Raw genomic sequence first — 12,034 nt, 5'->3', positions numbered from 1 at the left:
TAATCACTGCCGATAACAGGAGACCGCATGACCGTCCTCACCTCCCAGATCAGCACCACATCCGAAACCTTTACCGCCAATACAAAGAGAATGCAGGCACTGGTAGGTGATATCCGGGCCAAGGCAGAATTGGTAATCAAGGGTGGTACCGATGAGGCGCGCGAACGCCACACGTCGCGCGGCAAGCTCCTCCCGCGTGATCGGTTAGCACAGCTTCTCGACGCCGGTTCGCCCTTTCTTGAAATTGGCCAGTTTGCCGCCTGGGATATGTATGACGATACAATTTCATCCGCCGGTCTGATTGCAGGGATCGGCCGGGTATCGGGCAAGGAAGTGATGATCGTCGTCAATGATGCGACGGTGAAAGGCGGCACCTATTATCCATTGACGGTGAAAAAGCATCTGCGGGCACAGGAGATCGCGCTGCAGAACAATCTGCCCTGCCTCTATCTTGTGGATAGCGGTGGCGCCAACCTGCCCAATCAGGACGAGGTCTTTCCGGATCGCGAACATTTTGGCCGTATCTTCTACAACCAGGCCAATATGTCGGCGGCGGGTATTCCGCAGATCGCGGTGGTCATGGGCTCATGCACGGCGGGCGGCGCCTATGTGCCCGCCATGTCGGAAGAAACCATCATGGTCAAAGGCCAGGCGACGATTTTTCTTGCCGGCCCTCCCCTAGTCAAAGCAGCAACAGGTGAAGAGGTTTCGGCAGAAGACCTTGGCGGTGCGGAAGTGCATACACGCGAGTCAGGCGTTGCCGACCACTACGCCGTGGATGATGCGCATGCGCTCGCCATTGCCCGGCGTATCGTTGGAAACCTGAATCGAAAGAAGGAGATAGGCCTCGATCTTCGCAAGGTGATTCCGCCGCTTTATGATCCACATGAACTTTATGGCGTTATCCCGAGCGATCTGCGCCAGCCCTACGATGCGCGCGAACTCATCGCCCGTATTGTCGATGGTTCGGAATTCGACGAGTTCAAGCAGAACTACGGCACGACGCTAATCACCGGCTTTGCGCATCTCTACGGCATGCCGGTGGGTATCATCGCTAATAATGGCGTGCTGTTTTCCGAGAGCGCGCTGAAGGGCACGCATTTCATCGAGCTGTGCACGCAGCGCGGCATCCCGCTGGTCTTCCTGCAAAACATCACCGGGTTCATGGTCGGGCGTTCCTACGAGGCTGGCGGGATCGCCAAGGATGGCGCTAAGCTTGTCACGGCTGTCGCCACTGCACGGGTGCCCAAGGTAACGATGATCGTCGGCGGTTCGTTTGGCGCCGGCAATTACGGCATGTGCGGCAGAGCCTTTTCACCGCGCTTCCTCTGGATGTGGCCAAATGCCCGCATTTCGGTCATGGGCGGCGAACAGGCGGCCACCGTTCTGGCGCTGGTCAAGCGTGAGGGTATCGAGCGCAAGGGAGGAGAGTGGTCAGCCAGCGACGAAGCAGCATTCCGGGCACCTATCCTTGAGAAATATGAGCGCGAAGGTCACCCGCTCTACTCCTCAGCGCGGCTTTGGGATGACGGCATTATCGACCCGGCAAAGAGCCGCGAAGTGCTGGCGCTTTCCCTCTCCGCAGCGCTGAACGCACCTGTCGAGGAAACGCGCTTCGGCATGTTCAGGATGTGATGGGAGCGAAAATAATGACAAAAATGTTCTCCAGAATCCTCATTGCCAATCGTGGTGAAATCGCCTGCCGCGTTATCCGTACGGCGCAGAGAATGGGTATCGGCACAGTCGCAGTCTATTCCGACGCGGATGCGCACGCCCTGCACGTGGCGATGGCCGATGAGGCGGTCTATATCGGACCCTCGCCCGTCACGGACAGCTACCTTCGGGCCGACCACATCATCGACGCTGCCCTGAAAAGCGGAGCCGAGGCCATTCATCCCGGCTATGGGTTCCTTTCCGAAAATCCGGGTTTTGTCGATGCTGTGGTGAAAGCCGGTCTGGTCTTCATCGGACCTTCTGCAGACTCGATCCGGGCCATGGGGCTCAAGGATGCCGCAAAGCGATTGATGGAGAAGGCCGGCGTCCCCGTCGTTCCGGGCTACCATGGCGAGGCGCAGGAACTGGTGGTGCTCGCCTCCAAAGCACGCGAGATCGGCTATCCCGTGCTCATCAAAGCGCGCGCCGGCGGCGGCGGCAAAGGCATGCGCAAAGTTGATAATCCCGATGATTTCGCCGAGGCGCTGGGGAGTGCGCGACGCGAGGCCAAGAGCGCCTTTGGAGACGATCGCGTGCTGGTTGAAAAGTACGTCGCCAAACCACGCCATATCGAAGTGCAGGTGTTTGGCGACAATCACGGCAATGTAGTGCATCTCTACGAGCGCGATTGCTCGCTGCAACGCCGCCATCAAAAGGTCATCGAGGAAGCCCCTGCCCCTGGCATCACCGCAGAGGTGCGCGCTGCAATGACCAGTGCGGCCGTCAAGGCAGCGCAAGCAATCAATTATTCCGGCGCGGGCACGATCGAATTTATCGTCGATGCCACGGAAGGGCTGAAGCCCGACCGTTTCTGGTTCATGGAAATGAACACACGGCTGCAGGTGGAACACCCGGTAACCGAGATGATCACCGGGCTTGACCTGGTAGAGTGGCAATTGCGTGTGGCGGCCGGCGAAAAGTTGCCGCTGTCTCAAAAGCAAATCCCTCTCAGCGGCCATGCTATCGAGGCGCGGCTCTATGCCGAAGACCCGGCGAAAAGTTTCCTGCCAGCCATCGGCACGCTGCACCATCTGTCATTTCCCAATGCACTGCAGGACGGCGAGGTTCGCGTCGAAACCGGCGTTCGAGCAGGCGATACGATCTCGCCCTACTATGATCCGATGATCGCCAAGCTTGTGGTGCACGGCGCCGATCGTCAGTCGGCGCTTGCCGCGATGGAGAGCGCACTGAGCCAGACGGAAATTGCCGGTACGACCACGAACGCGCCATTCCTGTCGGCGTTGATCCGGCATCAGGTATTTGCCGCCGGTGACGTCGATACGGGATTGATCGACCGCGATCTTGCAGGATTGATCGTTCCCGTCGCGACGCCGGCAGGTGCCAAGGAACTGGCCATCCTTTCTGCCAGCGGTCTCCTGAAACGACCTGTCCACGGTGACCCGTGGACTGCGTTGCGAGGTTACACTCATCATGACCGGCTGGCCTATCCGGTCATGCTGGAAGAGGCTGGGCAGATCGTACGATATGGTGTGTCAGTACTTGGAGACGAGCGCTATGCGATTTCCGGTTCAGATGCCCTGACTGAACTGCGCGTGCGACATGAACCGCAAGGCTGGCACCTCACTGGCAAGGGCATCAATTTGCGGGCGAAAACCATAGCAATACCGCATGGCGTAGCCGTCGTCGCCAATGGAATGGCAACGACGTTCAGCATCGCCGATCCTTTTCTGCTCGCTGAACAGGCAGGCAGCGCCGGAGACCGGCTTACGGCCCCGATGCCGGGCCTGGTGAAAGCCGTGCGGGTAGCCGCCGGTGATACGGTCAAAAAAGGTCAGATATTGCTGGTGCTCGAAGCCATGAAGATGGAGCACTCGATTACTGCGCCGCATGACGGCAAAATTGCCGAGATCGTGTCCGAGAATTCGCAAGTCAAAGAAAATTTTCCCTTGGTGCGGTTTGAGGAAGCACCAGTCGATACAACCAAGAATTGAGGCAGAAATGCTGGGTAACGCGTGCTAGAACTAGCGCGGCACTCGACCGAGCGTCAAATCGAAGAGTTTTCCTACTTCAAGGAGATCGACCCGTGGCTAAAAAAACCCTGCAGACCATCAAACGTGCGCCAACCGCTACACCCAGCGATCTAGGCGGTAATGCAGTACGCGATATCACTGGAGCGGTGAATGCTCTGCTCGCAGATACATTTGCACTTTATATGAAGACCAAGAATTTTCACTGGCACATGAGCGGCCCGCACTTTCGCGACTACCATCTCCTGTTGGACGAACACGGGGAGCAGATTTTCGCGATGACCGACGTTCTCGCGGAACGGGTACGGAAAATCGGTGGCACGACGTTGAAGTCCATTGGACAGATCAGCGCTCAACAACGCATCCCCGACAACGATGCCAATTTCGTCACACCGGACGATATGCTGGCGGAGCTGCGCGACGATAATAAGAGCTTCATCGGCTATTTGCGCCAGGTTCACGAGCTGTGCAGCGAACACGGCGACAGCGCCACAACGAGTATCATAGAGAACTTCATAGATGAGACAGAACGCAGGCACTGGTTCCTGTTCGAAGCAACACGTGTCGGACCGGCCGGCGTCTAGGCGTAAGCAGTAAGCGAAACAAACTCCAGCTCTCGAAGCTGGAGTTTCCAGTGCTCAATCATTGGCCTTTACCGGCCTGGCCTTCTGGTCTCGGGCCTCGGCGATAAGCGCTTCAACTGCTGAAATGTTAAGAGCTAAGGTGGCAACTTTGTTCAATGTATTGTTATCCGGAAATGCTTTTGACTTGGCAGACAACAATATCAGCTGCTTTTGAGCAGCCGTTAATCTCGATAACAATCCTTCAAGATCGTCAAGCATCACTTCCCCGTCTTTGTCAAGAATCATACGCACTCACAGCAATACTCCATACGTGACAAGACAACCAATTGTATACCCACGGTTGCAAACATTACGATATCCCGTTGTGATTGAGTTCACAATATGGGATTTTGTGCAGAATGGGTGTGCGGTTCTAGTGGGAGGTCATCCATTCGCGCGCAGCACGCAGGGCCGCAGCGATATCGGGCTTCGACATTGACTGAGCGAGTTCTGCCCGCAGTTCAGCCGCCCGGTCGCACCCCTTGATGGCGGCAATATTGAACCATTTATGGGCTGCCACAAGATCGATAGCGCAATCCCGGCCTGTTGCGTACATAATTCCCATTTCGAAGAGAATATCTGTCTGCGCCGAGCCCCCGGCGTGTCCACTATCGGTATGCTGAAGATCAAAGCGTGCCATTTTACCAAATCCCTTGTTGAACCCGAACCGTTACTTGACGAAAGCCCTGTTAGACTTCTGAGAACCGCTTGTTTTGTTGTTGGGCGTGTTCTTTCGATGCTTTCGAGAATGCAGCATAGGCTTGAAATTGCTGTTAAAGGGCATGATTAACCGGGCACAAACAAAACAAAAACAACTCGTAAATTTCGGAATTTATTAAATATAACGCACCAGCAATTGCGGGCATTTGTCGAAAATTCCCGTAAAATGCAGGTGAGCGATTTCAAGCATTTGATAACCAAAGAACAGGTTTGCCCGGCGAGGAGCGATTATAATTTCCCGCTATCGCATGGCTGCGAGGATCGAAATTCTGTCGCAAACGACCTTGAATTACGTTTACGTATGCGTAATATCGCGGGAATGCGTGGATGATGTGCAGCCACGCATTTCGGGAGGAAAGTATGAAGCGCAAAATAGTGCTGGCCTGTGCCGGTTTCATCCTCATGGCAGGCCCTGCCCTTGCGGAAGAGCCTATCGTTGGCTCTTGGAAGCGGCCAAACGGAACGATCATTCAGTATTCTTCGTGCGGTGGGGATTCCTACTGCGGAACAGTTTTGACGGGGGAATACAAAGGCAAATCGATCGGTTCGATGTCCGGCAAGGACGGATCTTACAAGGGCACGGTCAACAAGCTCGACGAAGGCAAGACCTATAATGGCAAGGCGACGGCCAGCGGGAGCAAGCTCTCTCTCTCCGGATGCGTGATGGGTGGGCTGATCTGCAAGAGCGAAAGCTTGACCCGGCAGTAGACGAGTTCAAGCGCCAGGATCAGATGCTGCTTTGCAATACGGAAAATGTTATCTTGTCGTCGGAGCAGGAGGCAGGATTCCACCCGCCTCCCTTTTCCTAGTTTATTGAAAAGTGGACCCGGACGATGACCTGCCAGCCTGTCCGGGTCCTTTTCAATTCTAGGCAACGGCATATACCGCTTAGCGCACCTCCAAATAATCTCACAGGCAGGGCCTTTGCCATGGTTGAGGTGGCCCATCCTCCTCAATGCACCGGCGGGCTCGGTGCGCTCTGCTTCGCCTACAAGACACCCAACACAAGGCTTGCTTTACCTAAAGCAGCAACGAACGCAGGGTTGAATAAATCGCCCCTCTATCCTTGCTGGGTTGTCCTTAAGCCTTTGCCCTCAGATATTCTCGGCAATCAGGCGGGCGACCTTCTTGTGAATGTCGTTGCGGCTGTCGGGCGTGCCATTCGGGTCATATAGATACACGGCCAGAAGAATGGGCTTGCGGTTTGGAGGCCAGATGACGGCGATATCGTTGGCCATGCCGCTGTCGCTGGTTCCGGTCTTGTCACCAACGCTCCAGTCCTTCGGCAGACCGGCGCGCAAGCGTTTGTCTCCCGTCTTGCTGGCAAGCATCCATGCGGTCAGCTGGTCGCGTGACGATTTGGATAATGCATCACCGAGAGCAGTCTTCTGCAGATCCTTCAGAATCGCTGACGGCGTGATCGTATCACGGTCGTCGCCAGGCTTCGCTTCGTTGAGTCCAGTTTCGCGCCTGTCCAGCCGAAACGTCGCATCACCGAGGCTGCGCGCATATTTCGTCAGTCCCTTGGGTCCGCCAAGACTGTCGAGCATGAGATTGCCCGCCGTATTATCGCTCATCGTAATGGCAGCCTCGCAGATTGCTTCGAGGGACATGCCCTCGCCGACATGCTTTTCGGTTACCGGCGAATAGGGAACGAGATCGCTCTTCTTGTAAGTGAAAATCCGGTCCAGCCGCTCCTGCTCATGATCCACGCGCGCGAGGACCGCCGCCGCCGCTAGAAACTTGAATATACTGCACATGGCAAAGCGCTCGTGCTGGCGATACTCGATGCGGTTATCGCTGCCGGTATCGTGTGCCGAAACTCCAAGGCGCGCACCGGCTTCCGCTTCGATTGCCTTGAACGCGCCGGCAAGGTCCATCCGGCTCTCCGGTGCAGCATGTATTGACCTCTGCGACAAGGCTAGGGCCGGTATTGCCAGGATTGAACCAATCAGTGCCCCGCGGCGCGTGATACGACCACTCATTTCTCATCTCCATCTCCGACAAATCAAACAGCGAGGATTCCCGCCGCGGCGCAAGCTGATATCCGAAATGGCAATTTCCAAGGAAAATTTGTGGCTCAAAAAAGTGGTGACCGCAAACTTGACCTTTGTGATCGCAACTATTATTAAACCAACAGGTTATTTAACTATAAGGTTATACATTCATCGGAGGAGAGAGTGAAAAAGACCTATCACGGAAGCTGTCACTGCAGCACTGTCCGCTTCGAGGCCGACATCGATATCGATCAGGGTACGAGCAAATGTAATTGCTCGTTTTGCGCAAAAACTCGCTTTTGGAAGGCATTTGTTGACGAAAATGCCCTTCGGGTAACCTCCGGCTCAAATTATTTGACTGAATACCAGTTTGGCAGCCGAACCATCGTCCATTTCTTCTGCCGGACGTGTGGCGTTAAACCCTTCGGCCGTGGTGAAACAGCGGATATGGGTGTGTTCTACGCGATAAACGTCGCCTGCCTGGACGATTTGATGCCTGACGAGCTGTTGAACGCTCCCGTTGAGTACCAGGATGGAAGGCACGATCATTGGGAGCGTCAACCTGCAGAAATTCGTCATTTATGAAGAATTGACGCAATACCAGTTACGTCTTGGATTACCCCATTTTCTTGAAATTCAATCGATTTAGACTAAGGTATAATTGCGGAAATTCGCGATATCTCTTATCAATCAGCTTTCAGTGTGTAGTTGTTTCGAAATGCCGAATATTGAAGTTCTTTTATCTTGTATTGTTGAGTCATCGTCGTTTGTGTGCATCCTCCCTGCATACAAAGCCTGAGTGAAATTCTGGGAGGCCAAGAATAGAAAAAGTATTGTCTATTTTATTCGTTGGTACGTCGCCTGCCTGGATTGAACAATGCAAGACCAAGACGCCTGGACAGATCCTTCGCTGGTCACAGGCAAAAAGACAGGCAGTCATGGTGGTCCCTCCATGGCTGCCTTTTGCTTTTATAGGCTTGAGGAGTTGGGCAAACATTTCCCGCTCGTCGCCGTCCGAACAAGAGCCTCTCTTGCTTGGATAGCGGGCCCGCGCCTCGACTAGTCCTGCGGGCGCCCCCTACGACTTGAGAAATCACACTTCCGGTTGAACGCGCGATGAACGAACGCATCAGCTTTCATTCAGACCGGTTGAGCCATTTTCTTGAAACCAAGAATGCAAAGCCGCATCGGACGGGGAGCAAGGGATCATGATACAATCAACCGCCCATTTATCGCTGCTTTTTCTTCGCGCGCTAATTTTCTCTGCCATTCTCATCGGTCCTGTCGTGGCTTTTGTCACAAGTTATGAGGGGCGAAACCCGTCAAATGGCGGCATAGGGCTTGTTCTCCTCGTCAGTCTGCAGAGAGTTTAGAGCGGTTTGCAATCATATTGAATCATCCTGCCGGAGGGAATTTGGTTCAAGGTCGAGGGGTTTGGCGAGGCCGATGCCTTTCCAGCGGACAAAGCCAAAACCCGAAGGGTTTGGAGCAAATTCACCCGGCCCACTGATCGAACGCGTTTCTGCGAAACGCGGATAATTCGATCAGCGGGTTTGAAGCTTGTTGGTTTGCCAAAGCAAACCAACGGCTGGGTTTCCGGCTGGCGGCCAACCACTTTGTCAGGCGGCGTCGGACGATGGAAAAGCATCGACCTCGCCACCTTCCGCGTGGATTGTCTCGCCATCCGAGAAACACGATCGATCCAATATGTGCAAACCGCTCTAAGACACCGCTTTTCAAGTGTCATGCTATGTCACTATATTGGGGCATGGACAAAAGAATCGGAACAAAGAAGCCCACCGCCATCAGCATGCCCAGCCATGTCGAAGGACGAGAATTTACCGACGCCAAGGCGGCCGTCCAGGCCCTCAGCGCTCTGTATGAACGCAATACAAAGTTTCTGCGTGATGCCTTCGATAGAGTTGCGCGAGGCGAAGAACGCGACACAATGCATTTCCGCGCTTTCTATCCGGAAGTGCGTCTTTCGACGTCGAGCTATGCGCAGATCGATTCCCGCCTTGCATTCGGCCATGTGTCGGCACCCGGTCAATATACGGCGACCATCACGCGGCCGGACCTGTTCGACAACTATCTCGAGGAACAGATAAGGCTGTTGATCCGCAACCATGGCGGTCCCGTGACGGTACAGGAATCCACGACGCCGATCCCCATCCACTTTGCCTTCCTTGAGGGCACACATGTCGAATCATCCGTAGCGGATGCATTCACCCGCCCGCTTCGCGATCTCTTCGACGTACCGGATCTCGCAGCGACGGATGATCGCATTGTCAACGGCGAATATGAAACGGACGACCTCGACAGCATCATGCCGCTCTCGCCCTTTACGGCGCAACGGGTCGATTATTCCTTGCACCGGCTCTCGCACTATACCGCGACGCGACCGATGCATTTTCAGAATTACGTGTTGTTCACCAACTACCAGTTCTACATCGACGAATTTTGCGCCTTGGCGCGTGGACTTATGGCTGAAGGTGGCGGCAGCTATCAGCGCTTCATCGAGCCCGGTAACCTGATCACCGAAGCCGGCAATGATGCACCGACGTCGGGCGTGCCGATTGGCCGGCTGCCGCAGATGCCGGCCTATCATCTCGCACGTGACGACCGTTCTGGCATCACCATGGTGAATATCGGTGTCGGCCCTTCGAATGCCAAGACGATTACCGATCATATCGCCGTGCTGAGGCCGCACGCCTGGCTAATGCTTGGCCACTGCGCCGGGCTGCGCAATACGCAAGCGCTCGGCGACTATGTGTTGGCCCATGCCTACGTGCGCGAAGATCACGTGCTGGATGACGATTTACCGGTATGGGTGCCGATCCCGGCGCTTGCCGAAGTGCAGGTCGCACTTGAACAGGCAGTCGCGGAAATCACCGGGCTTGAGGGGTATGATCTGAAGCGCATCATGCGTACCGGCACCGTGGCAACGATCGACAACCGCAATTGGGAGCTACGCGACCAGCGCGGCCCCGTTAAACGGCTGTCGCAATCGCGCGCGATCGCGCTCGACATGGAATCGGCGACAATCGCGGCGAATGGTTTCCGCTTTCGCGTGCCTTACGGAACGCTGCTGTGCGTCTCCGACAAGCCGCTGCACGGTGAATTGAAACTGCCTGGCATGGCGACGGAATTTTACAAACGTCAGGTGGCACAGCATTTGCAGATCGGCATTCGTGCCCTGGAGAAACTGGCTGAAATGCCCCCCGAGAAACTGCACTCCAGAAAGTTGCGCAGTTTCTACGAGATGGCGTTTCAGTAGAACTTATTTGCGAGGGCCAAGAAGAGCGAAAGACACGCCCTGCGGGTCGAGCGCCTGCAAAACCCACTGCTCGCCCGGAACCTCCATCGGCCCGAAGACAACCTTGCCGCCCTTGTCCTTGATCCTCGATTCAGCGGCGTTAATATCGTCCACGCAGATATAATAGCACCAGGCTGGACGGGTTGACGGCTCAGGATTGTTCATCATGGCGCCAAACATCTGTCCGTCGCGCTCCACGATCTGGTATGTGCCCATGCCGCCCATATCCATGGCTTCGCCCTTGGTCCAGCCAAACAGGCCGGAATAGAACTCAAAGGCACTCTTCCAATCGCTGGTGTTCAATTCGTGCCACCCGACTGTACCCGGTGCAGGGGGCTTTGGATTGTCGCCGCGATCTTGCATCGAGGGCTTGAACAGAGTGAACGGCGCGCCCTGCGGATCGGCAGCGATCGCGAACCTGCCGACTTCCGGTATATCTTGCGGTTCGACTGTTATCTTGCCTCCCGCATCCTTTACGCGGGCGGCAAATTGATCGACGTCATCGACCGCAATATAGCCGGACCACATTGACTCGACGCCGGTATTGCAACCTTCCGGTGTTGTCATCATACCGGCAACCGGGGCCTCACCGACTTTCAGCAACGTGTATTTCATTTGCGGATGGCCAGCGTCTTGAGCACTCCAGCCGACGACATTGCTATAGAAGCGCTCGGCAGATTCAGCATCGCTGGTCATCAGTTCGTACCAAACAAAATTACCGGAATTGGACATGATAACTCCTCCTTCTCATGATCGACCGGATTGTATAGATGGCTCGTGTCTGGATGTTGACATTTACGTTGATATCAACATATATAGGCCATGTCAAAGCCGATTTCAGTTCCTTTCGAAACAACAATTCACGTTCGCGATACGTGCTTGTGCCTTGCTGTACAACGGGCCGCGCGTGCCCTAGCCCGCCGCTTCGATGAAGCTTTGCGGCCTCATGACCTCACCAACGGGCAGTTTTCGCTGCTGATGTCGCTGAATCGGCCGTCGCCACCCAATCTGAGTTCCGTAGCTTCATTGCTCGCGATGGACCGAACCACACTTACCGCGGCCCTCAAGCCGCTGGAGCGCCGTGGCCTGGTGAGGGTCGTGGTCGATCCTGCTGACAAACGCAGCCGCCTCATGGCACTGACGCCGGATGGTATGCACCTGCTTTCGGAAGTCGTGCCGATATGGAAAAATTCACATCGCAAACTTGAAGAACTGCTAACAGACGGCGAGCATGATCGACTTTTAAACGGCTTGAAGAAGCTCTTGTGATCTCAATCAACAGCATGCGTCAAGATGTTGACCAATCGCCCGGTTGGATCGCGGACGTAGAAACGTCGCACGCCCCAGGGCTCATCTGCGATATCGTAAGCGATTTCATAGCCGCCTGTTCTCGCCCGCGCATAGACCATATCGACATCCTCCACTTCGATCGAAATGTCGGGAACAGGGGTGCCTGACCCTCCTTCGCTCGCGATGCTGATCTGCGGCCTTGCCGGAATGTCGGATGCAAATGTCAAAATCCATCCATGATCCATGACGACTTTCAGTTCCAGCAAGTTTCCGTAGAAGTCACGAACGCTGCCGGGATCAGGACATGCGAAATTTGGAACCATGCGTTTTACGATCACGGGACACCCTCCTCAATGTTGAGTCTCGTCCGAGATCTCACACTAATCA

12 protein-coding genes are annotated in these 12,034 nt (G+C 55.2%); 7 read left to right on the top strand and 5 right to left on the bottom strand.

What is annotated here, in order from left to right; translation table 11 throughout:
- The first annotated feature begins 27 nt into the window (after nt 1-27).
- The 3 genes from PHA01_RS03195 (at nt 28) to PHA01_RS03185 (ending at nt 4,285) form a co-directional block, all read left to right on the top strand.
- Nucleotides 28-1,635 (top strand): carboxyl transferase domain-containing protein, encoded by a 1,608-nt coding sequence (locus PHA01_RS03195; RefSeq protein WP_271893294.1) that lies wholly within the window; start codon nt 28-30, stop codon nt 1,633-1,635.
- A gap of 23 nt (nt 1,636-1,658) precedes the next feature.
- Nucleotides 1,659-3,665, top strand: coding sequence for an acetyl/propionyl/methylcrotonyl-CoA carboxylase subunit alpha (locus tag PHA01_RS03190; protein WP_271893924.1), 2,007 nt, complete (start codon nt 1,659-1,661; stop codon nt 3,663-3,665).
- Between the two features lie 92 nt (nt 3,666-3,757).
- Nucleotides 3,758-4,285, top strand: coding sequence for a Dps family protein (locus tag PHA01_RS03185; RefSeq protein WP_271893292.1), 528 nt, complete (start codon nt 3,758-3,760; stop codon nt 4,283-4,285).
- A 54-nt stretch (nt 4,286-4,339) separates the two neighbouring features.
- Here PHA01_RS03185 and PHA01_RS03180 read toward each other — a convergent pair whose 3' ends face one another.
- Together PHA01_RS03180 and PHA01_RS03175 are read right to left on the bottom strand one after the other, a co-directional pair.
- A complete protein-coding gene (locus PHA01_RS03180; RefSeq protein ID WP_271893291.1) occupies nt 4,340-4,576 on the bottom strand; it encodes a hypothetical protein in 237 nt (78 codons plus the stop codon).
- Between the two features lie 121 nt (nt 4,577-4,697).
- Nucleotides 4,698-4,964, bottom strand: coding sequence for a sel1 repeat family protein (locus PHA01_RS03175; RefSeq protein WP_112527615.1), 267 nt, complete (start codon nt 4,962-4,964; stop codon nt 4,698-4,700).
- A 440-nt stretch (nt 4,965-5,404) separates the two neighbouring features.
- On the opposite strand from PHA01_RS03175, the gene PHA01_RS03170 reads away from it, so the two are divergent.
- Nucleotides 5,405-5,752 carry a DUF2147 domain-containing protein gene (locus PHA01_RS03170; protein WP_271893288.1) on the top strand — a complete coding sequence of 116 codons (348 nt, stop codon included), beginning with the start codon at nt 5,405-5,407 and terminating at the stop codon, nt 5,750-5,752.
- A gap of 386 nt (nt 5,753-6,138) precedes the next feature.
- Here PHA01_RS03170 and bla read toward each other — a convergent pair whose 3' ends face one another.
- Entirely contained in the window at nt 6,139-7,029 is an 891-nt protein-coding gene (bla, locus tag PHA01_RS03165) for a class A beta-lactamase (protein WP_271893286.1), read from the bottom strand.
- Between the two features lie 195 nt (nt 7,030-7,224).
- On the opposite strand from bla, the gene PHA01_RS03160 reads away from it, so the two are divergent.
- Entirely contained in the window at nt 7,225-7,626 is a 402-nt protein-coding gene (locus tag PHA01_RS03160) for a GFA family protein (protein ID WP_271893284.1), read from the top strand.
- Between the two features lie 1,183 nt (nt 7,627-8,809).
- The gene (locus tag PHA01_RS03155) at nt 8,810-10,318 is read left to right on the top strand and encodes an AMP nucleosidase (protein ID WP_370637017.1); all 1,509 of its coding nucleotides are present in this window, start codon (nt 8,810-8,812) and stop codon (nt 10,316-10,318) included.
- A gap of 3 nt (nt 10,319-10,321) precedes the next feature.
- On the opposite strand, the gene PHA01_RS03150 is transcribed toward PHA01_RS03155, so the two are convergent.
- Entirely contained in the window at nt 10,322-11,089 is a 768-nt protein-coding gene (locus tag PHA01_RS03150; protein WP_271893282.1) for a VOC family protein, read from the bottom strand.
- Nucleotides 11,090-11,179: 90 nt separating this feature from the next.
- Between PHA01_RS03150 and PHA01_RS03145 the strand changes: the two genes are divergently transcribed.
- Nucleotides 11,180-11,626: a MarR family winged helix-turn-helix transcriptional regulator gene (locus PHA01_RS03145; RefSeq protein ID WP_271893281.1), complete on the top strand. Its 447-nt coding sequence runs from the start codon at nt 11,180-11,182 to the stop codon at nt 11,624-11,626.
- Nucleotides 11,627-11,628: 2 nt separating this feature from the next.
- Here the strand turns inward: PHA01_RS03145 and PHA01_RS03140 are convergent, their stop codons facing one another.
- Nucleotides 11,629-11,985: a VOC family protein gene (locus PHA01_RS03140; protein WP_271893279.1), complete on the bottom strand. Its 357-nt coding sequence runs from the start codon at nt 11,983-11,985 to the stop codon at nt 11,629-11,631.
- Between the last annotated feature and the right edge of the window lie 49 nt (nt 11,986-12,034).

This window comes from Candidatus Phyllobacterium onerii, from assembly GCF_028331445.1.
Taxonomy (GTDB): Bacteria; Pseudomonadota; Alphaproteobacteria; order Rhizobiales; family Rhizobiaceae; genus Phyllobacterium; species Phyllobacterium onerii.
This window is presented reverse-complemented; position numbering and strand designations above follow the sequence as displayed.